The following is a 21619-nucleotide window of genomic DNA, read 5'->3' as shown; positions in this document are numbered from 1 at the left end:
CGAGCTTGGCTTCGCAAAGGTATTTCAAGTGGTCGGTATTATGTCACTACCACTGTCGATACTTACTTGAATTAACAGTATGTGGTGCTCCGGCGGTTTTATACGATTACCAGATAGTTGTGAGTCTATGGTTCTGAAGGACGAGGGACAAATCCGCGATGTTTGGGATGCGTTTGCTGACGCAGGGTTTCAGTATGCGTCTGATAGTGGGGAAGTGTTTGCGTTAGGGACTGCGAATGAGGAACGGCGAGAGCGGCTTCCGGTTCGACGCAGATTCCTGCAGGAGTTTCTTGATGGAGAAATGGGGGCCGAGGACCTTCGGAGTGAAATGGCGAGCGAGTCGGGACAACACAAGCTGTGGGGGTATTCCGGAACGAGCGGAGGGATGTTTTTCAATATGCTTCTATCAGCGGCTGAGTCTGAGGACGACATCGATCTGCAGGGAGTGCTCAGAGAGGTGCTCGTGGCTCCAGGAGATGGTGAGACGGCACTGGAGTACTCACAACAATTGGAGGAGGTCGTTGAGGAGTTACGGGCGCGGGTTGCGAATCCGCAGCAAGCCCCGCAAACAGGGTACATTCCATATTTCCTCTCTTACTTTTGGCAGTTGCAGGAACCAGACACGTACCCGATTTATTATCGGTCGATGCGGGATGCACTACGGGATATCGGCGAGTGGACGCCAAGCGGGGATATTGCTAAGGATTACGTTGCGTTTTGGGAATTGAATGAGGAGATTCGGTCAGTCCTAGACGATCACGCTGAACGAGAGATTCACTTGTGGACGATCGAGCGGATGTTTTTATTTTGGAATAGTCGAGAGGATCTGACCGACACGGAGTTGACGGACGAGCAGGTTGAGATTCTTCGGCAGTGGGTTACTGCTGCAGGGCAAGTGAGTCAAGCGCGGCACTTTGACTTCGTAGACAAATACACGCCGTCGGATGCTCGTGATCGAGCAGCGGAATTTGTGTCGTCACCGGACCGTGAGACGTTTGAAGCGTTGTGGGATCCGATGCACAGCGCACAACGAGCCGGTTCTGCTGATGTCATTTATCAAAAATGGACTGACGAGTATGGACGGTCTGCAGAGGAATTAGCAGAGGTGATTGGGGAGATGCGGGCAGCTGAGGAGTATGATGAGTCGTGGGAGCAGAGACTCGGCGCGAAGCGAACCATATGGGAGTTATTCGGGTTACTGCACATCGAAGAGTTCCCGATTCTGAACGGGTCGACTGAGCGGGGATTGGGATTTTTCGGGTATGATTGCCCGCGGGACTATGAAGGATGCGTTGAGCAGTTCAATACGTTCAAATCAGAATACGGGCAGATGGTCGGACGAGTGACTGAGGGGACGGCATATGAAGTGCCTTTGAATTATGAGATTGATCAATTGTTAAACGTAATTGATAAAGTCGGTAAAGGGGATCCGGCGGAAGAATCGCACTCCGCAGCAGCTGAACTATACAAGACTGTCCTGGAGGCGCAGTCCATTGGTTCGGCTGCGGAGTACGATGGGATTGAGGAGGCGGTGACGGATATTCGTTCTCGGCTGTCGGTTGACGGAGTGAATGAGAATTGGGTTGGGGAAATTATCCTTGGTTCGGTGGTCCGTGAGTGGACGGAGGTGTTCCGGCGGAATGACCTCGGTGAGGGAGACATTGCGTCGGGGGATGTGTCGACGGTGCGGCGGATCCTTGAATTGTATAGAAATAATGAAACCCGTTTGGAAGAGCAGTCTGAGGAACTCGGATCAGGGTGGGTGCCGCCTCTAACGAGAGCCCAAACGCTGTTCGTGGTGTTGCTTCGTGAGTTGCAATCACAAGCCGGGGTTGAAAGCCCCAATTTTGACCAAGTTCAAATGGCAGGGATCCTCGACGGTGGATTCGGTGAAGACACGCCGGAACCACTCGCCGCTTCGCCGACTCGGCCGGCTGATGCCGAACGAATCGAGCGGCAACTCAAGCAAGCCCATCAGCTCGTGTTTCACGGCCCGCCAGGCACGGGGAAAACGTACACAGCGCAGCGGTTTGCGCGATGGTGGCTTTCCAAGGAAACCGAGCATCCGACAGAGTCACAATTAGAAACTGTCACGTTCCATCCGTCGTTCACCTACGAGGATTTCATCGAAGGGTTGACCGCTGAGAAATCAAATGGAGGTGTCGAATACAAAATCAAAAGCGGTGTATTCAAGCGAATTTGTGACCGGGCTCGGTCAGCGTATCAAGATGCCGGGGCCGATGCGAAGCCATACGTCTTAATCATTGACGAGATCAACCGTGGGAACCTCGCTCAGATTTTCGGAGAGACGATCACGTTACTAGAGAATGACAAACGCCTCGGCGCAGAGAATGAAACGGTGGTGACGCTCCCACACTCAAAAACTGAGTTCACTGTTCCACCGAATATCTACGTAATTGGGACGATGAACACTGCGGATCGCTCGATTGCCTTGGTTGATGCGGCGCTTCGACGTCGATTCCGGTTTATCGCTTTCCCACCAGATTATGAAGTGCTATACGACGAGTATGGGTTTGGAGGCGAAAAAGCCGCAGAGACGGCTGCATCGTCCAATCAAGACTTGGACACAGTTCTTCAAGCCTTATCGATCAAAGCCCTACACACTGTGAATGAGGCGATTCTGGATGCGCCTGACTTAGGCAAAGGAAAGCAAATCGGGCATTCATATCTACTTGGTGTCTCCGGGCCTCAGGAGGCGGTGGACGCATGGAAGTATGACATCTTGCCGCTCTTAGACGAGTATTATTTCGGGCAGTTCGAACGAATCCGACAAGACATCTTTCACGGTGCTGGAACCGAACTCTTGGATTGGGAGCGGGAACGCATTCGTGACTTTGATGCTTTCGATTTGGTTGAAGCGTTGGCTACTCTAACAGACGTTGAACCAGAAGGGTCGTTACAGATTGCGTCGTCCTCGGAGGGCGAATCGGAATCGTACTCGACGTATCCCGGTGCCCTAGAGGCGGCGCAGTCCGAAATATTCCCACGGATCAAAGACATGCTCCACGCAGATGTCGTGTCGGAAGTATCGTCAACGGAATACGATCGTCGCGCACTGGAATTCACGTCTCAACACCCGGATCACCCTGAGGAGATAACGTATCTGTTTAAGCCTGCACCGGAACGGAGCGGATCGCTTGCTGTCCGGTTGCACACAAAAGGAGAGGACGACCAACACTTCGACTTCATCACCCAAAACGCGGGTCAATTCGAAGAGGAGGGGTTCGATGTCCGACCTCCGGAGGACTCTGCGACGACATACCGCGTAGTAACGAAAGAATATGATATCGAGGATGTCGATCGTGGTGAGGGACCGCGTATCGTGGAAGAATTACGCGGCTCAGAACTGTTCCAGAAAGCAATCGACGATGTCGTGGACCTGGTCGAGATCACCCACTCGCTGTACACCGAGACACAGGGCCGTAAAGTTGAGAGTGATGACTGACACGCGGAGGTCCTACTCATGAGCATTGACCGACGTACCGACCCGGACGCTGAGACAGATCACTCTGCGGAGCCCCTCCAGACGGACTTAACGATGTCTGAATGGAGTGAATCGGAGCCACTCGATTTGACAGATCGTGACATCGAGATGATCGAGTCAGAAATTAACAAACAGCGTACTCGGCTCAATTATAATTACACCGCTGACGGGTCAGTTATTCTCGGGAGTACGCATTACGTGGGCATATTCTCGCTTCCGGACGGTCCGACGGTGGAAGTCCGACCAAAAGCAGCCGGGACGAACCTTCTTCATCTTTACAGGTATGCCCGCGGGGTTGCCGCACCCCCGCTGGACTCCCAAAGCAGTGTCGTGGCGGGACGGCGATTCGTGGATGCACTTGCAACCTTATATTTGGAAGAGTTGGAGACAATTTGGCGGTCAGGCCTCCATACCGGTTATCGCCATGTCCAGGAAACAGAGGAGCATCTTCGTGGCCGATTAAATTTACAGCGTCAATTGCAACGCCAGGGACCAACGGGGATGGAGTTCGAGTGCGACTACGACGAGTTGACCGCTGATACAGTGGAGAACCGTGCCGTGTTATATGCTACGAGGATACTGGCAAGTCTAGTCCAGAGCAACGGTCTACGCCGTGAACTCCAACAGCATGTAACCCGATTCCGGCGACGAGTAACCCTCGTTCCGGTCCAACCACATCAACTGGATCAGATCGAGCTCACACGGCTTAACGACCACTACGAAGATGCACTCCGATATGCCGAATTGATTATTAACGGGATTTACATAGACGATTTCCAAAGCGGAACGCGTCCAACCCTTGCAGTCCTGATAGATATGAACCGGATCTTCGAAGCTGTTGTAGAACGTGCTGCGCGAGAGGCAATACAGGATATGGACGGGCTTCGAGTGAGGGGTCAAGGTAAGGTGCGTGGATTGGTCACAGGTGGGAAGTTCCCGGTTCGAATGCGCCCGGATTTTGTGATTCGAAACCACACGGACGAGGTCGTCTTCGTCGGTGACGCAAAGTGGAAAACCGGCTCACCGAACCAAGCCGATCTGTACCAACTGACTGCCTATCAGCTTGCAGACGACGTGCCCGGGATCCTCGTCTATCCGTCTCAATACCAGTCCATCGAGACTGAATACACTATCCAAGATACCCACTCTCTCCGACTGGTAGAACTGCCCACAGCTGAAGGGGATAGAGATTATCGTGAGTTTGTTGAGGACTTCAAAACCACTCTTTCTGGCCACCTCGAAGACCTGATCCAATAGGGAAAGAGCCCTTAGCGGATTTTAATCAGAAGTTGTACTGTCCTCTCTCCGTTGATGAGCATGCTGTAACCAGTGCTGTTCACAAGCAGAAATCACCCCGCCGATTTCGCCAGCGATCGTAGAGATTAGATTCCGAAAGCATCAGTTTCGCTCCTGCTCCCTCATAGAGACGCTTCTTACGAGGTCCCGTAGTCGATCCTGTGAAAGCGGTTCGATAAACTCTCGCTCGCCTTCCGCCGTGTAGAAGAGACTCGTGGTCACGGTCTTGTCCGGGAAACACTCCAATAGGACGTGATAGTAGGCGCTGAGTTGCTTTCGATACTCTGGTTGGCCGCGCCTTGTCCGGTCGGTTTTGAAGTCAATGATCTCTATCTCCGTGGGTGTTTCGTGGACGAGGTCAACGATGCCTGAGATCGTTACGCGCTCATCGTCTACCTCCAAGGGGAGTACGGCTCGTTCCTCGACGTGAAGCTCGCCCGGGAGACTGTCGAGAAATGCTTTGACGTGTCGCTCGTCGTCGGCGTCGTCAATCGCCGGCGTGACGTCCTCGCCGAGTGCATAGGCCTCTGCGAAGTCATGGATTCGTGAGCCAAAGTCCCGACCACGGAACTCGACTGCCTCGGTCTCTGTACCATCGTTGGCGAACACGTTGCTGTCCATAAGGGTGTGTGGCGTGTGGCCTGTCGGGCCGTCCGGCTGGACGATTGAAAACGGGAGTTGGGTTTGGGCTGTCGCGGTTCGATCTACTGTTTCAACTGTCGGGTCAGCTTCGCGTGTGGGGCAGGGAAGTTCCTCGAAGAACGTGTTTGGATCCTCGCCGCCAGTGAACAGCACGTGGCTCTCGGCTCGCGTGATGGCGACGTAGAGGAGACGTCGTTCCTCGTCGTTGTCACGAGAGAGGCAGTGACGGACGACGTCGTGACGCCAGTTGTCGTAGACGTGTGGATGCTCGGCCACAGTGGCGTACTGCTTGCGCTGGCGGAGTCCGACCGGCTCAGAGTACTGGATGACACTCGACCCGCCGCCGTTGGGCGGGAACTTCCCGCTGTTCATATTCGCAAGAACGACGATCGGGTACTCCAGCCCCTTCGCCGAATGGATCGTCTGAACCGTGACCGAGTCGACACCGGCGCTCGTGAACACGTCGTGGGTGCTGCCATTCTCGATGCCGCGCTCGATGAACCGAATCAGGTCGCCACGGGTGAGCGTCGAGGACTCGTGGACCGACTGGATCGTGTGCAAGATGACGTCAGCGTATTCGCCGCTGAACCCGTAACGGTCAAACACCGCTCTGGCCACTGCCCCGACCGCAGCTCGCTCGTCGAGCTCGTCACGAAATGTGGCTATATTCGCAGGGTAGTCACCCGTATTAAGGATGTGGTCGATTTCGTCGAGCACATAGCCTGCTTGTTCAAGGACGACCGCCCATCCCCTGTCAGCATCCGCTTCGAGGATTCGGAGCCAGGCGAGCAGCAATTTCGCCTGGTCAGTTCTGAACAGTTCTATCCCTCCGTCGTAGGCCATCGGGAAGTCGTACTCGTCGGCGACGGTCAACAGTTCCCGACCGAAATCCCGCGTTCGCGTGAGGATAGCAATGTCGCCGTACGTCGGCGTCCGCTGGTGACCGTCTTCATCTTCTACGGCATACTCCTCGTTCCCGACGACATCCTGGATCGTCGAGAGGACGGCCTCGTGTTCGTCGGGATCGTGCACCCCTTCGATGGTGGTGTTGTCGAACGTAGCGTTGGAAGAGAGCGAGACAACGTCATTCAGCACTGAGTCGTCAACGTCGTCTCGATCGGTAGCGGGGACGACGAGCGCTTCCTCGGAGAAATCAAGTACAGTCTGTGTCGACCGGTAATTCTCGGTCAGCTCGATCCGTTCGATCTCGTCCACCTCAAACTGGATGCGCTCGCGTTCCTCGTCGAGGTCATCGGTAAACCGATCGAGACGTGCTTCAAATTCGCGGATGTTGTCGACGTCGGCGTACTGGAAAGAGTAGATGCTCTGTTTCCAGTCGCCCACGACGCAGATGTTGTCAGTCCCTGCAAGCAAGAGTGCGAGTTTGAACTGGATCTCACTCGTATCCTGGAACTCGTCGACCATCACGTAGTCGTACGCCACGCGTTCCCGGAGCACGTCGTCCTCGCATAACAGGACGAACGCGAACAACTGGAGGAATCCGAACGTCAGATAGTTACGACCGAGCGCGAAGTCGAGGTATTCGATGTAGACGTCGTGGATGAACGCCTTGAGGCCCTCCCGGTCTTCGTCAAAGACCAGTTCGGTGACTCGCGCAGGGACCTGTTTTGTGCCGTCGCCTCGCAACTCCGCTTTGGCCGGTGCTTCGGGGAGGTACGTCTTGTTGCGCCCGTAGCGATTGAGTTTGCTTCGGAGTCGGGACTGTTTGCGGCCGTCGTTGCGTGGTTGGTTGACGTCGTCGAAGAGCGATTTGAACGCGTCGAAGTCACCGTCGAGGGCAGTTTCGCCGTCTCGGTACCACCCTTCGGTTGTCGGGAAGACGCCCTTGGACGCGAGTTCAGACACAACATCGAGTAGTTCGAGCGGGGCAGACAAAGCGCGGAATACGTCGGCGTACCCGGGGTGGGTGTCGCGGAACTGGTCGATGAACTCGCGGAACAGTTCGTTCTCGACGAGTTCGTCCTCGACGACGCGTGTCGAGCCAGTGATCCGCTCGTCCAGTCCGAGGTGTGTCGGTGCTCGATACCCGTGCTCCTGCAGGATGTCGAAACAGTGTGAATGAAAGGTCTGGATAGATCCGTCGGCAAGTTCCCGCAGGGAGTATGTGGAGTGGTCGACTATGCGTTCTTTCATCTCGGTCGCTGCACTCCGCGTGAACGTCACGAGTAGGACGTCCTCGGGTTCGACCGCCGGTTGATCGACGATCTCCGCGTATCGATGCGTGATAGCGAATGTTTTCCCGGTCCCGGCACCGGCGTCGACGACGTAGATGCCGTCAGTGTTCTCGATGAGTTGCTGTTGGGCAGGATTGGGCGTCGGTTCAGTCATCGCTAGTCCCCTCCAGAAGCAGGTCGCGGTGGTCGATGCGACGGTAGTTCGGTTCACCGCCGATGCCCTCGACCGGGAACCGGTCGTCACCGCGCCGATAGCTGTTCAGCTCTTCGATCCGGTTGTCGACGAACCGCTCGATCGCGTCAAGATCCTCCCGGAAGAACGACTTCTTGCGAACCCCGTTGAGCTCGCGGATTGCCTGGTCACAACCCTTCTCCGCGTTGATGTCGTCGCCTGTCCGGTCGTCGACGGCCGCGGTGAACCGGGCGGCGAAGTCCGACTCCCGGAGTTCCGCTTTCTCGGTCGTGTCGGGGAACGACAGTCCCCCCATGATCTCCGTGTACGCCTCGAATCCCAAGTCCTCGAACGTGGCCACGCAGTCGTTGTACCCGTCGAGTAACGTGTCGTAGGCCTCCCGCGACCCGACGTGTTCGTCGAAGGTCCACGGATAGTACCGGACAGTCGTGAGCGTATCGTCGAGGTCGGCGTCGCCGGTGATGACGTCGTCCAGCGTTTCCAGAAAGTGAAAGAAGGTGAATGCGATCGGTTCGTCAGGGTGTTTCGTCCGGTAGTGGCAGAGGTACAGCGCAGCCTGAAAATTCGGCGTATCGTTTGGCGGATCGATCGCGGCCTGTTGAACGACTTTGTGCCGTGATTTTTTCCGACCGCTCTTGAAATCGAGCAGGTGGTCCGGCGCTCTGACGAGGTCGATCTTGCCCTTGATGCCGAGTGACGTGTTGTCGAACCAGCGTTCCGTGAGTGGTGAATCGATTGGTTCGTCGAAGTACTCCGCGAAGAAATTCCGCCCCCACCCGGACGCTGGCGTCAGAAAGTCCTGAGCCTCGGGACCACGGGCATCGAGATACTCGACGATCGTCTCAAGGCCGATCAGGTAGGTCCGGCGGCGCAACGGCTCGTCGGTCCCCGCGAACAGTGGCCGCGCTTCCTCGACCATGACGTCTACCACGTCCACGAGAGCATCGGCGTCAACGACGTCCGGATGGTTCACGTAGAACTCGGCGAAGTCGTGGAACAGGTTCCCCTCGGTGAAGTAATCCTTGTCGGGGCCGTCGACCAATCGGCTGAAGAAGTAGTCCCGTGGACTGTTGACGTAACTGTTGAGACTCGACTGGCTGATCGCTTCGACTGTCTCGGCCTCGACGTCGGTCTCCTCTTTCTGGAACCCCGTCTCTCCGTCGACGACTGGCCTGCGGTGGGAGACAGCATCGAGATCGCTGAACTGGTCATAGTCATCGTCCAGTAGTTCGCCGAAGTACAGACACGGGGTGACCGGCTGGCCGCCCTGCGTGTCCTGGACGAGATAGTACTGCTCGACGCCACTCTGGATCAGAAGCTGGAACTGGTCGAGATACCGCTGGAACTGTCCCGCGGTGTCGACCCACGGCCGCTGTGGCGGAGAGTGAGTCCAGTCCTCGTCTAGACCGACGTGGAACACGACCGGTCGGTCCACGTAGCCTGCGGACTTCGCATCGGCGAGCAACACGCCCTCGTTCTCCCGGTCGACCGGGACCTCGTAGGTCTGGAGGTAGTACGCGAGTTCGTCGACCGTGTCTGCAGCGACCGGTGTGTCGGCTATGCCCAATCTGGCGAGTTCTTCCCGGAACGACGTCAGAGTGGTCTCGGTCTGTGACTCGTATGCTTCGAGTGCGTCCGCGAACGTGTGTGCGGTAATCGACTGGCAGAATTCACGAATCCACGTTGTTTCCGGGATCACTGTTTCGTAGAGCCGCTTGTTGTCGTGATCGATGGGGACGTCGATACCCATCTGCGTGAGCACGGGTTTGACGTCTCCGACCGTCGTCTCGCCCCCACGAAACCCTGTCCGACAAAGGTTGAGAAACGCACGATGGTGGGGCTCGTCGACGAATCCCGGTCCACCGTAGTAGGGAATCCCGGCTGTGTCAAACGCTGCTTCGATGAGCGACGAATATCGACTACTGGCGTCCAGCACAACAGCGACATTACCTGCTGTCGTGGCGGTGACGGTGTCGAGAATCGCATCGACGATGTCGGCAGACGAGTCGAAGATGTTGAACGACGGATAGTCGAACGTATCGGTCGTGAAGAGGTCTACCTGGTCGTACTCCTTGGGGAGGATCGCTCGCTCCAGTGTCGTCAACTGTTGTTCTCCGATGACTGCGAGCGACTCCGCGTCGATAGTGTACTCCGTCAGCGACCTCGATGTCGACTGGAGCTCCGCCATAATCTCGACGACGTCACCGGTCTCTTCGTCGACATAACTGTCGTGTTCGAGTATCGATTCGATGGTTCCCTGGTGCTCCCAACACTGCAGAACGTTCCCGATGGCGTAACTGATTGATTTCCAGTCGTGGTCAGTGCAGTCGATGACTTCGAGAAACGCGCTCCGGTCTTCGGCTTGTTCTCGCCGACCTGCCGCGAGCCGTCGCGGCGTTGTCGCAAACGTCCCGAACTGCGGGACGTCTACCCGACGGTTGATCGCACTCGCCAGCGGCGCGTCCGGGGTGAGGACTAAATCGTAATCTGCGACATCCTTGTAGAGACTTTCGACCGGCTTGGCGCGCTGAATAGGCACACCTCTCTAATGCGCAACTATCTGGTAAAAAGTTAGTGTCGATGAATAACATCAATGGATGAACTAGTCACTCGTTTACCCTACTCTATGTTCCTCGTATGATTCGACGATCGAGAGATCGCCCTCCAACTTCGAATCGAGCGTCGGACTGCGTGCATCTACTTTGACACGCTCGTGTTGCCAGTCCAGCTCGTTTTTCCCGCGCCAGACACCGTAAATGGTCGCGCTCGGCACCTCGATGATACCGAACACGATAGCGAGCATGTAGAGGAGGATCTCAATTTCTCGCCAGCTTGCTGTAGCCGTATCCGGGAATTCATTGGGGAGGTCAACTCGCTGGCCGAGCATCCGGTGGGCCCGCGCCCGTTCGACGAAATTCCGGTCGTTACTGAACAGTAAGATGTCGCTCCGGTATTCACGGTCGTACTCGTCGTACGCATCGATGATCGCCTCGTCCCCCTCAGTACTTTGAATCTCGACTGCCTGTTCGATGTCCCGAATCCGTCGATAGGTAAGCAGGCCGATCCGTCCGATTCGCGCCGAACCGAGTGGCTGGTTCCAGTAGTCCTTGTAGACGTCACCGAATGCGTTGACGAACGGATCGGTATCGTGGCACTTGTAGTCCCAATCGAGCTCGTCACGAACGCCTGTTGCGAGCGCGAACCCGTTGACGTACCCAATTCCCTTGTCAGCATCGTGGAGCCCGAGGATGCGATCGATCCGCCACGGCATCAAGTTCGTATCGAAGCCAGCAATCGCGGGCGGATGCCCCGCCATCAGGTCGGGATCCCCGTACCGTTCCAGAAACGTCTTGATATCGTCCTGATTCGCGGGTTCGAGAATCCCACTGGACAGTACCGCATTCCGGAATTCCGATGCATCCGGGAGGTCCTCAACAACCGTCTCGACATATTGTCGCCTGACGTCATCTCGTGCGTCGGCATAGCCCTCAATATCGGTACTAAACGTGATCGTACACGCGTCGTAGTCCCCGAGTTCGATGCGGAGGAGCTCACCGATTTCCCGAGACGGGTGTTCGACCGCGATTACATCGTCACCGCGGTCGTACAATCGGTTCAACAGGACCGTCAGATGCTGGCGGTGGATTCGCATCAGACCACCTCCGTGAAGTCAATCAGATTGATTGCTGTCCGGGGAATCGTTGGATACGTTTCCCCGAAATACTCCTCGGTTTCGACGTGTGAATAATAGAGGTGTTCGACATCGTGCGTGAGACCAGCCTGAAAGCTGATGACTGACCAGAATCGCCGGCCGGGCGTGATGTCGACCGCGATGTCGGCATTCGCGTCGTCACCTGCTTCAATTGCCGACTGGAGGTAGTCAGTAATCGCCTCGAAGTCAGTCTCTTCACCGATCGTTTTGATTGTGATAGACGGTTCGTCGTTACCATGTGCGGTAACGACCGTCTTCATCAAGGACGTTGCAGCGTCCGTGACATCATCGATGATTGGATTGTTGAGGACGTAGATATCAGTCGGAGCGTAGCCGTCATGACATGCAGCGATGAGTGGATTGACGACCGGAGCGATCCGTGTCGACCCGTTCGTGATCCAAACCCGATCCATAGTGCGTGCTCAAACCATTGATGTATCAATCTAGGGGGAACTCGGTTTGGCTCAGGGGCTAGGTAATTTGCACAGCTTAGGACGAGTCAAATACTTGCGTCAGTTTCCAGGACTGCCAAAGATGGGCGGCAGCAACGTTCCACACCCCGATGTCTTCGCCAGCAATCGCGCAGGTGGTGACGAGAATCTGCACGGCGCGTCGTTGAAACAAGGAACCCTGCCTCAAAGAATGAGTGAGGATACCCACAATTGAGTGGGCAGGGTTAGTTCACAGTGGATCTTCACCTTGTGTGTCCAGCCCGTATGGGAGAAGACTTCGGTGGCGAAGTACATCGGCATCTACTGTGAAGACAACTAACATATGCGCGTCCCAATCCATTATCAATCCGTCTTCCGCCTCTATCCACAGGCAGTACTGTACGATATCGCCAGTTTCATCCGCATACTGATGCGCCGCATTCACGAAGTCGAAGACTGGTCTTGCACTGGCTTCGCATTCAAGAAGGTACTCTCCTGAGCGACTTGAAACGCCGAGAATACCTGACGCTTTGGGATCCTCGTTATCTGAATGCAGTCGGAATGTAACCTGAGCTGGATCTGGCCACAGTTGTGCTAATCCAGTTTCTTTGAGGAATCGCAAACATTCTGAACTGTGGCCTTTGAAGGAGATCCGCAGTGTTGGCTGCTTTGGCTGGTGATTATTTCGAGCCCATTCTGTGTTTTTTGTACTAACTGACCAGGGGTTCCCGTGTATTTTTACCATGGATTTGGGTCAATATGAACTAATGACGGGGGGAGAGTTTTGATGGTGTGTGAATAGGAAATGCTGCTATGAGATTTTGAGAATGGTTATCCATGAGATCCAACCGACTACACCGGATAGAGTGTGTAATCCCCACCATTCTATATGAAAATTAATAGAAACTCGTTTATATACTTGTTGTGCGTGCGAAGTTATTAGCGGAGGCTATCTAAGTTCCGGACGTTCAACATCCGCACAATCAAGACAGAGCGATACTTCTTCGAGATTCGCTGTCCATACCTCACCGAGATCAGAACCACACTTCGAACACTTATCCGGGGCTTTCGGGGATCGATATGCATCGAGAATAGCGAATGACTCCCGTGCAGAGGCAATCTTCGTCTTCGCCGATTCAACACTACTTAGCGAAAAGGATCGCTCCTCAACCCCACGTTGCCCCTCAATGACGTAGCGAATATATGCTTCAGCCTCCAGCGACGATAGAAACCCCGCATCCACAAGTCCACTGATTGCTTCTTTCCGTCGAGGCCGAGCTGGATTCTCAAACACATCCTCAGGGTCTAAGGATTCAACAAAAGACCGACTTTGACGATTTGAACCATATCCATGGGTTCGCACGTGTTCACTGTCGTCTGCCCTACTAGTGGAATTCTGTTCTGGCATGTCGTATGTTTTCACTCTTCTTTTTTAAACCCTCGTGCTACAACCAGCAGGAAAGCTGTGGAACTGCATAAGGACACGGCAGCCGCATTTCCATCCAACTTCGATTCTCGTGACGTTCCACCAGAAAATCGTAGTTAACGAAAAGACTCCTCTTGTGTTTACGGGATGAACGGAGGAGATCAGATCATTACCTATCTCTCTAGGGCTTCACATTGACCGTGGAAGCCCTGCATCTCATGAATTCATCGAATTCATCCAGTAATTCATCGAATTCAAGATGCGATGCCTCCTTCTGGTCGGAGCCAAATTCGGTACTGTCAGTGACAAGCCACAATGCTGTGAAATCAGCAACAGATCACTGTTTCACGAATCAGTCCCCCATGTGCCTGGCACCAGGTGCCAACTCTGGCACTATGTGCCAGTTTGTCACCGAGATCGAAGGAGGACGGCACCACTCGTTGTCGACGACCTGGTGGAACCATCACTTCCCTATTGTTCGGATCACCAATGCAGGAAATACTCGCGTCTACACGCTATCGCCGTTGGGGGAGTACTGCCGTCCGCAAGTGTACTCTGAGCTCCTTTCGCTATACACAGCCGCTTCTGGAACAAGTGCTGAGCGTCGGTTGTGGAATCGTGATTTATCGTGGCAGCCAGGTCCGATGATTCCATAGATTCCATTGTTATTGCTTTGTCGTGTCAGCAGTCGCCTCATGCCGGACTCTCATTCTGGAGAACTATCCGCGGGAATATAGGGTGGAGCAGGCGAGTCCCCCGTATCACTGGAGTCGAAACTGCCTGCGCACCGCTATGCAACGAGGGTTTTTAAATATGTGAAAGATAAGAGAGGTGGATGATCCGAATAATCGACCGCAAACCGTACGATACTGAAGAAGCAGAACCGCTCGCTCAGTTCATGCCGAATACTGTACCCGGGGCAGTACCTGGCTTGAGAGAAACTCTCTACAAGAGGAGCGAGGACGATTACTTCCTGCATGTGGAAGAGTGGAACACAGCAGAACACTACGTCATCAACTATGACGAAATGGACCCGTCGTTTGAGTCGATCGTCCCGTTTACAGACGAAGAAGCAGTAGACTGGTGCGAGGACCGAGTAATCAACGGAGAAATCGTCATTGAGGAATTTGATAACGTACTTGACACGTAGCCGCTGAATTTTGTCACGCCCTCAGAATAGAAACTGCACGAGCGGGTCTCTCACGTTGCGTGGAGGGTGATCGTATTGCGCGTGAGCTAGGATTCCGGCCGAAGTTCGGCAATTAGTGGAGCGTGATCGCTACAGCGAAAGCCGTCGTGATCGTACCAGCACGCCTCCGGATGCAGGTCGTGTGAAGCGATCAGGTGGTCGAAGCGTTTCCCTTCCACATCCGCTGGTGGAACCGCCAGTGGATCATCTGTCTGCGTGGCGTGACTCACATCGAGGATGTCGAGGTCTCCATAGCCGTGTTGCTCACGGAACACATCGACCATGCCGTTGTCTTCCAATCCACGCAGGATATTCCGCTCCGCTGTGACCCACTTATCTGCGATGTCTCCCCCCTGGTCGTTTCGCCATGGAATGAGCGTTCCGTCTGCCAGTTCCCGGTCGGGAGCATTGAAATCGCCTGTGAGCAGACACGGTGACTGGCAGCCTCTCCGGATCCTGTTGTACGTATTATTCAGAATCTTGATTTTCTCTTCTCCATGCATACTTCCTGGAACCGCCCGGACGTTCCAGATATCAAGCGTCGAATCGGCCAGCTCCACGGTCGCGTGCAGAATTTTCTCAGGCATATTGGTATCCCAATCTTTCAGATCTGCCCCATCCCATGGTCCGTTACGAATGCTCGGAGACAATCGAGTCAGAGAATGCACATGAGATGACTTATGGACCGCGGTGAGATTTCCATTTACGTGGTTGAAATCTTGGTGGGGCGGTACATCGCTCTCTCCTAATTCTTCAGCCCAATCAAGCGTGTGAACGAGTTCCGTGTACCCGAGGTCCGTTAACTCATCTACCCACATATCACGCCTGAATCGATTGACCTCGTTCAGTGCGATGATATCCGGATACTCAGCCGACTCCCGAATATACTGAATCTGGTTTTCAATACGCTCAATCGGCGTGTAGTATGGAAATGCTCCCTGGACGTTCCATGACAGTACTTTCATTGTATTGGTGGATAGATTGTCTGACTCTCGAACATCTGTCGGTTAATAGTATGTCGTAAATTAGATATCCATACGTTTTTCTTTAAAACTATACTATGACTGAGTATGCGTGACACTCCGGTTGCAACTCCGTTCACAGACACAGAATACAAATCGTTCGTCGAACATATTATTGATCCTTGGGAGCCATCTCGTCATCCAGAACAGCAACACGACATTGTGATAGATCATCCTGATGGCCGTCAAATCCGAATTGATAGTGCCCATTACCGTATTTCCTACCGGTATCGCCCGGATGATCATTGGGGGCTTCGGGAGAAGAAAGTCTCAGATCTAGAGGGCGCAACGGAGAAATTGATGACCGTAGCGATGTTTATAGATATGGTTGAGATCCGGCTTCTCGGGTTAGATGGCCATCCAGAGAAACCGGAGGAGGCATCGATTGAGTAACGTCTGTGGATTAGCTGATAGGAAATAAGTCTACGGACAACGCTGACAGCTACCTTAGAGCAGCGATCATCACGAACGAACAGCCCGGAAAACTACTAGGCGGCGTTTTCATGGCTATAGCTAACCCACACGATATCTCCGTTACGGAGTCGTGCCTTGGGGGGCTGGTTCAATAGGCCAAGGAGCGATTTGATATCGAGCAGTATGCGGCTGAACTTCGCGGAGTTGGTTTCATCCGTGATTCGATGAACCAGTCATTAGTAGAGTGTGAGAATTGAACAATAGCCGGCGTTCTCGGGCACCGCCTATGAACATTTGACCCTGTCCTCATGTCATCTTGAATCTCGCTGTTCTCTGTCGCCCGTGGACTTTTGCTCTGTGCGGCGAACTAACAGATATGCCGCTCAGCGCAACGTGGCACAATCTGCTGGATACTGCCGAGGAACTGCCAGCTGATGCAACGCTGCTCACGCCGCTGTCTCGCACGCCGTTCCGGATTACGGACGTGCAGGAACATCGGATTCTCATCACGTACCGAGACGATGACGGGGTGATCCCTCTGCAACGCGAGCAGTTCGAAACGCTATTTCAGCGGGTCGAAGACGCCACCGGTGGGTTCGATCTTGACCGCCTCCCACCCGACTCCGAACCGTACGCAACCGTGGTGAGTCTTCATCCACGGTTCGAGCTTGACGACCACGAGGGGATACTCCAGAAAACTGAGACGCCGTCAAGCTCCCCCTTGGTTGACGCCCACGAGGTAGCCAGCGAGACAGGAAACGGCGACCGGGAAGAACCAGACATCCCCATCTACGCTGATGCACTGCTCTTGATTGACGCGCTCGAACGGAACGACCCATCGGATCTCGACGGGATGGACACGCCCGCACTCGTGAACCTCTACACGTTGCTCTCGGATGTACAACGGAACGCTAACGACCTGCGGCAAGACGCCCGGAGCGTCCTGCTCGACCGGCTCCACCACGACCAGCCCGTCAGCGGGCAGTACGGGTCAGTCCAGCGTACGTCGCGGCGGAACCGCTCGCTTAAGGACGAAAAGGAAGTGCTGGAGCGACTGGAGGCCGTCGGGATTGACAGAGAAGACGTGACCAGCGTGGACGCGAGCAAGGTCGATGACGCGCTAAACGTGACGGAACTCGCCGAATCAGACGTATACGAGATTGAAGAAAGCGAATATGTCCGGAAGGCCGAGGTCAACGATGAACAGAAGGAAACGCGGCTGCAGGGGTTGAAAGACAAACTCGCGGCGACCGACGAGGATACCGAACAGCTCCAACAGGAAATCGAGGAACTGGAAACCCGGATTGAGGAACTCACCAGCTTCGATGCTGCTTCTCGATTATAGACCGGTACAGCAACGCGTTATACGCCGTTCAGCACCTCCCACGGACAGGGCCGGCGGTCGATCCGTGCCGTCCCCCCGGGTTCATCGGTTTTCGATGAAATAGGTGGCGGCTGACGCGCTCGTAGCGGGCTGTCCTAAAGAACCTCATCACAAACTGCGTAATAACCCCGACTGAGATCGGCCTCGTTGGTCGAATTGCAATGCAACGAAAATTCCAACCGATCAGGGCGGTGAACCCCACACAGGGCGACCCGCTCCAGTTTCGTCACGACGCGCTGTCGTGTCGTCCGCCATTGAATCAGTCCCCTACGCGCGTGGCACTAGGTGCCAGTTCTGGCACCATGTGCCAACAGGTTGCCGGGTCGAGGGAGTACATCACTACTAGATGCCGACGGTCCGGGGGACGCATGCCTGATCCTGGCCGAGAGGTCAAAGAAGAATTGGGTTTCGACAAGCGGGGCGAAGTCTCAACTCACGTACGAAGGTACCGAGACAATCGTGCCGAGGTTGAGTTGCTCGCAGATCACGGGTCCGAGATATGACTGACTACGAACCTGCGGACAGCGACCAGGATCCGCACGCCGGCCAGGTCGTCTTCGAAGTGGTAACCCTGACTCATGGGTCCTTCCGCGCTGGCTACTCGCCAGAGTCGGCATTGGCGCTGGCTCGGGACCTCGACCGTGCGACGACGATCGTCGCCTGCCGGGAGGGGCACGATATCATCCCAATCACTGGTGGTATCCCGAAGCGTGAAATGCCGCGTTGCGGTCGCTGTAACCGTAAAGCGGTTGGCGTCGTTAAGGTTGAGGTGGTGGCTGTACCAAACAGCGACGATGATGAGAGTGTAGAGTAACGCTCTTTCGCTCTTGGGTAGACTGGCGGAATTCTCTGTTAACAAGCCCAACTAGGCGTGTGTGACGGGCTGAGACGCCGGAATTCGTGAGGAAAGAGATTCATCACCCCATTCCTAGAACCAGTTCCGCTGTACTGCCGAAGTGCGTGTTAATTTGAGGCGCGACAGAGACGAGTTGGATACCGTTCAGTATCGCCCGCGGTTAGGGTCGGCAGCTGAACCATGCCATCTCGCCCGGTTCATCGGATTTCGATGAAATATGTGGCGACTGGCGGGGTGGTAGCGGGCTGTCTTAAAGAACCTCATCGCTAACTACGTAATAATCCCGACCGAGGTCGGTCACGTTGGTCGGGTTGAAATGCAACGAGCATTCCAACCGATAGACTCGGTCGAGGCGGCGAGCGCCAAACGGGGCGACCCGCTCCAGTTGCGTCAGGACGTGAGGTCGTATCATCCGTTCTCGAACCAGTCCCCCACGCGCGTGGCACCAGGTGCCAGAACTGGCACCACGTGCCAGCACATTGCCGAACTGGAGAGGAAACAGCACTACTCGATAACGACTGCTCGGAGGGGAGCATGACTGATCCTGGCCGAAAGAACTTGCGACTGACCGAAGACGTGTGCGAGCGGATTGAGGAAGTCGCAGAGCAACGAGGTCTCGCGCAGAGTGAGTTAGTCATTGAGATCATCGAGAAGACGCTCGGAGTTGACGAAGACAGCGAGGCGTATCTTCGTCGCCGCAGCGAAACCCTGGCTGATAGAGAGTCACGGCTCCGTGATCAGATTCAGACACTCGTCGGAGAGTTACAAGACGTCCGGCAGGAGCACCGTGAAATTACGGAGCGGTTGCAGCGGATTGAGGAAGAGCGCAGGGACCTCACTGAGATATTCGACATCATATTGACCGACATGGACCAGAATCCGAACAAGACGATCGAGGCCTACAAGAGTCGCATTGAGGACGCAATTCGCGTGAAGCATGATTCCGGGCCATCGGAGACAAAGCGTGACGACATTATCGCAGATATCCGGGCGCGAGCGTCTGCCCATGATGATATTAGTGTCGCCCCGGAGCGTCTGAGGCGTGGCGTTGGTGGCTCGCAGCAATCGACAGATGTCGGAGCCAGTAGTCAAAAACACGAGTTGAAGAGCGCGCAGAAGCGCAACGGTGGTGATTCTGATGCCCGATAATCCGATAGATCGGACTGTATCTGCACAGATTGCAGACTTTCTTGAGGAGACGCATCAGGTTGAGATTGACGCCCTCATCGAACAGTGGGCAGACGGCTACCGGTCACTGGTTATCGACTGCGGCCAAGTCGCACGCTTCAATCAGGATCTCGCAGATGATATCGTGCAGTTTCCGAATTGGATGCGTGACCACTTCGTTGACGCGCTGCAGATGTTAGACGCAACCGACCCGATCGACGGGGATGAGATCTCCAGCGGGGTTACGATACGGTTCAGGAACGTCCCGAACCAGCGAGAGGTTGGTTGTTATCGACCGGAAGACACGGGGACGGCAATGACGGTCGTCGGCCAACTCGCACAAATAACCGCTGTCAAGCCAGTGTTGCTCAAAGGTTCGTTTGTCTGCCAACGGTGCGGTACTACAACGCAGATTTCTCAACCGAAGCAGAATGACCGGCTGACGGAACCCCACGAATGCCGGGGTTGTGAACGTCAAGGGCCATTCAAGGTAGATTATGAGAGCTCGGAATTCCGCGACCGACAATTGGTCCAGATCAAGACCCCTCCTGAGGATGCTACTGATGGCGAAAGTCAGATTACAGCGATAGTGAAGGGTAGGTTAGCTGGTGAGTATACAGGCGATGTCGGGTCGCGTGTAGCAGTTACTGGCGTCCTCACGCTTGATGGGTCCAACCCCGAGTCAACGGAATACCCGTATCTCTTGGATGCAGAGGACATCGAGCTGCGTGATGGAACCGGTGACAAGGACGTGAGTGACGAGGAACTTGCCGTGCTTACTGAGTCAGACACGCCGATTGGAGACCTGAAAGCGTCATTGTTACCGGGAATCCAGACAACGGACAAGCTCGAACTGATTAAAGAAGCGCTCGTGCTACAGTTGGTTGGCTCACCGCGAGCAGATCACGAGGACGGGACACGGATTCGCGGTGATTGGCATATGTTGCTCCTCGGTGATCCCGGAACGGCGAAGTCAGAAACCGTTGATGAGGCCCATCAGTTGGCCCCACGGTCAGAAATAGTCGGCGAACGGGTCACAGCTCCCGGCATGACAGTGTCGGCGACTGATGATGGCTTTGGGGGGTCTCAGTGGTCGATCAAGGCGGGGGTGCTGGTTCGTGCGAACGACGGGCTCTGTGCTATCGACGAGATCGATAAAATTAGTGATGACGCAATTAAGGCGCTCCATAACCCGATGGAACGACAGAGAGTAGATGCGTCGTTAGCAGATCAGAGCGTATCACTACCCGCCTATACGGCCATTCTAGCAGCTGGTAATCCCAAGTATGGACGGTTCGATAAATACGAACCGATTCCTGATCAGATTGACTTCAAAGGGACGCTGTTGTCACGGTTCGATCTCATCTTCTTGCTTCAAGATGAGGTTGACGCTGAACACGATGCTGCGGTCGGCGAGGCCATTGCGAAGAGTTTCCTCGGGTCATTAGAGATAGAAGCGACCGGAGAGACTGACCGTGATAGGGCTGAACGGAACATCTCGTCACGAATTATTCGTGGATACATCTCGCGTGCACGAGAGCTTGTCCCGACAGTCGAAGACGAGCGTGTGTGGAAGAAAGGGGTCGCAGCTTATACAAATCTCCGCCAACAGGGTGATGACGACGGAAATCCGAATGCTGTGCCGGTAACAGCGCGGAAGCAAGAAGGAATTTTCCGCCTGGCTGGATCGTCAGCACGTGCCCGACTATCTGAGACGATCGAGGTTGAAGACGTCGAGCGGGCTGTGAAATTAATCCGGCAGTCACTGGAAGATGTCGGAATCGATCCGGAAACTGGAGAATTTGATGCCGATGTCATAGAAACCGGGACTTCGATGAGTCAGAAGGAACGGATGAAATCTGTCAAGCAGGTTGTCAAAGAACTCAATGATGGGAGTGCTGGCAATGGCCCGACTGTCGAGGAGATCGCTGCAGAACTAGATGTCCCTGTTGAAAAAGCAAACAAGGCCTTGGAGAAGTTAGCTCACCAGGGCGAAGTGTTCACTCCCCAAACAGACCACTACAGAACAACGTGATAGGCTGATTGACTGAGACAACGGCTTAGGGTTGGGCCGTAGAGGATTATCTTCAATCAATCCAACAGCAGATCGTGTGTTATTCACCAATCTCTTCATATAAGACCTAGTAATTGTACGATGTTTTCGTTGAATGCCGTATTCGATTTATA

15 protein-coding genes are annotated in these 21619 nt (G+C 54.7%); 8 read left to right on the top strand and 7 right to left on the bottom strand.

Translation table 11 applies throughout. The features are described 5' to 3' along the window. Positions 1-127 precede the first annotated feature (127 nt). Both DM868_RS02555 and DM868_RS02550 read left to right on the top strand, forming a co-directional pair. Positions 128-3466 (top strand): McrB family protein, encoded by a 3339-nt coding sequence (locus tag DM868_RS02555; RefSeq protein WP_170964408.1) that lies wholly within the window; start codon positions 128-130, stop codon positions 3464-3466. Between the two features lie 18 nt (positions 3467-3484). Continuing rightward, positions 3485-4762 carry an McrC family protein gene (locus DM868_RS02550; RefSeq protein WP_137275279.1) on the top strand — a complete coding sequence of 426 codons (1278 nt, stop codon included), beginning with the start codon at positions 3485-3487 and terminating at the stop codon, positions 4760-4762. A 141-nt stretch (positions 4763-4903) separates the two neighbouring features. Here the strand turns inward: DM868_RS02550 and DM868_RS02545 are convergent, their stop codons facing one another. The 6 genes from DM868_RS02545 to DM868_RS02525 all read right to left on the bottom strand — a co-directional run bounded on the left by DM868_RS02545 (position 4904) and on the right by DM868_RS02525 (position 13382). Continuing rightward, the gene (locus DM868_RS02545) at positions 4904-7792 is read right to left on the bottom strand and encodes a UvrD-helicase domain-containing protein (protein ID WP_137275278.1); all 2889 of its coding nucleotides are present in this window, start codon (positions 7790-7792) and stop codon (positions 4904-4906) included. Further along, entirely contained in the window at positions 7785-10370 is a 2586-nt protein-coding gene (locus DM868_RS02540) for a PD-(D/E)XK nuclease family protein (protein ID WP_137275277.1), read from the bottom strand. Before DM868_RS02540 ends, DM868_RS02545 begins: the two co-directional genes overlap by 8 nt. Positions 10371-10445: 75 nt before the next feature. Further along, positions 10446-11483: a hypothetical protein gene (locus DM868_RS02535; RefSeq protein WP_137275276.1), complete on the bottom strand. Its 1038-nt coding sequence runs from the start codon at positions 11481-11483 to the stop codon at positions 10446-10448. Continuing rightward, entirely contained in the window at positions 11483-11956 is a 474-nt protein-coding gene (locus DM868_RS02530) for a hypothetical protein (RefSeq protein ID WP_137275275.1), read from the bottom strand. Before DM868_RS02530 ends, DM868_RS02535 begins: the two co-directional genes overlap by 1 nt. A 268-nt stretch (positions 11957-12224) precedes the next feature. Beyond that, positions 12225-12719, bottom strand: a complete 495-nt coding sequence (locus DM868_RS15740; protein WP_222845450.1) for a DUF5793 family protein — start codon at positions 12717-12719, stop codon at positions 12225-12227. Between the two features lie 204 nt (positions 12720-12923). Further along, on the bottom strand, positions 12924-13382 hold the full coding sequence (locus DM868_RS02525; RefSeq protein ID WP_137275274.1) for a hypothetical protein: 459 nt from the start codon (positions 13380-13382) through the stop codon (positions 12924-12926). Between the two features lie 853 nt (positions 13383-14235). Between DM868_RS02525 and DM868_RS02520 the strand changes: the two genes are divergently transcribed. Continuing rightward, complete coding sequence (locus DM868_RS02520) at positions 14236-14550, top strand: hypothetical protein (RefSeq protein ID WP_137275273.1); 315 nt, start codon at positions 14236-14238, stop codon at positions 14548-14550. 86 nt (positions 14551-14636) lie between these two features. On the opposite strand, the gene DM868_RS02515 is transcribed toward DM868_RS02520, so the two are convergent. Then, complete coding sequence (locus tag DM868_RS02515; protein WP_137275272.1) at positions 14637-15554, bottom strand: endonuclease/exonuclease/phosphatase family protein; 918 nt, start codon at positions 15552-15554, stop codon at positions 14637-14639. 105 nt (positions 15555-15659) lie between these two features. On the opposite strand from DM868_RS02515, the gene DM868_RS02510 reads away from it, so the two are divergent. The 5 genes from DM868_RS02510 (at position 15660) to DM868_RS02490 (ending at position 21467) form a co-directional block, all read left to right on the top strand. Beyond that, entirely contained in the window at positions 15660-16004 is a 345-nt protein-coding gene (locus tag DM868_RS02510; RefSeq protein ID WP_137275271.1) for a hypothetical protein, read from the top strand. Positions 16005-16401: 397 nt separating this feature from the next. Further along, the gene (locus DM868_RS02505; RefSeq protein WP_137275701.1) at positions 16402-17370 is read left to right on the top strand and encodes a hypothetical protein; all 969 of its coding nucleotides are present in this window, start codon (positions 16402-16404) and stop codon (positions 17368-17370) included. A 538-nt stretch (positions 17371-17908) separates the two neighbouring features. Then, positions 17909-18223 carry a hypothetical protein gene (locus DM868_RS02500; protein ID WP_137275270.1) on the top strand — a complete coding sequence of 105 codons (315 nt, stop codon included), beginning with the start codon at positions 17909-17911 and terminating at the stop codon, positions 18221-18223. A gap of 576 nt (positions 18224-18799) precedes the next feature. Beyond that, complete coding sequence (locus DM868_RS02495) at positions 18800-19414, top strand: hypothetical protein (protein ID WP_137275269.1); 615 nt, start codon at positions 18800-18802, stop codon at positions 19412-19414. Beyond that, positions 19404-21467, top strand: coding sequence for an ATP-binding protein (locus tag DM868_RS02490; protein WP_137275268.1), 2064 nt, complete (start codon positions 19404-19406; stop codon positions 21465-21467). Before DM868_RS02495 ends, DM868_RS02490 begins: the two co-directional genes overlap by 11 nt. Positions 21468-21619: the final 152 nt, after the last annotated feature.

It is taken from the genome of Natronomonas salsuginis, from assembly GCF_005239135.1.
Classification (GTDB): Archaea; Halobacteriota; Halobacteria; order Halobacteriales; family Haloarculaceae; genus Natronomonas; species Natronomonas salsuginis.
The sequence above is the reverse complement of the archived record's forward strand: the minus strand, read 5'-3'. Positions and strand labels throughout refer to the sequence as shown.

Coding starts and splice junctions, on each gene's coding strand:
- DM868_RS02525 (WP_137275274.1), bottom strand. CDS start 13,382: ATGCCAGAACAGAATTCCACTAGTAGGGCAGACGACAGTGAACACGTG.
- DM868_RS02515 (WP_137275272.1), bottom strand. CDS start 15,554: ATGAAAGTACTGTCATGGAACGTCCAGGGAGCATTTCCATACTACACG.
- DM868_RS02545 (WP_137275278.1), bottom strand. CDS start 7,792: ATGACTGAACCGACGCCCAATCCTGCCCAACAGCAACTCATCGAGAAC.
- DM868_RS02500 (WP_137275270.1), top strand. CDS start 17,909: ATGACTGACTACGAACCTGCGGACAGCGACCAGGATCCGCACGCCGGC.
- DM868_RS02535 (WP_137275276.1), bottom strand. CDS start 11,483: ATGCGAATCCACCGCCAGCATCTGACGGTCCTGTTGAACCGATTGTAC.
- DM868_RS02555 (WP_170964408.1), top strand. CDS start 128: ATGGTTCTGAAGGACGAGGGACAAATCCGCGATGTTTGGGATGCGTTT.
- DM868_RS02510 (WP_137275271.1), top strand. CDS start 15,660: ATGCGTGACACTCCGGTTGCAACTCCGTTCACAGACACAGAATACAAA.
- DM868_RS02520 (WP_137275273.1), top strand. CDS start 14,236: ATGATCCGAATAATCGACCGCAAACCGTACGATACTGAAGAAGCAGAA.
- DM868_RS02495 (WP_137275269.1), top strand. CDS start 18,800: ATGACTGATCCTGGCCGAAAGAACTTGCGACTGACCGAAGACGTGTGC.
- DM868_RS15740 (WP_222845450.1), bottom strand. CDS start 12,719: ATGGTAAAAATACACGGGAACCCCTGGTCAGTTAGTACAAAAAACACA.
- DM868_RS02490 (WP_137275268.1), top strand. CDS start 19,404: ATGCCCGATAATCCGATAGATCGGACTGTATCTGCACAGATTGCAGAC.
- DM868_RS02505 (WP_137275701.1), top strand. CDS start 16,402: ATGCCGCTCAGCGCAACGTGGCACAATCTGCTGGATACTGCCGAGGAA.
- DM868_RS02530 (WP_137275275.1), bottom strand. CDS start 11,956: ATGGATCGGGTTTGGATCACGAACGGGTCGACACGGATCGCTCCGGTC.
- DM868_RS02550 (WP_137275279.1), top strand. CDS start 3,485: ATGAGCATTGACCGACGTACCGACCCGGACGCTGAGACAGATCACTCT.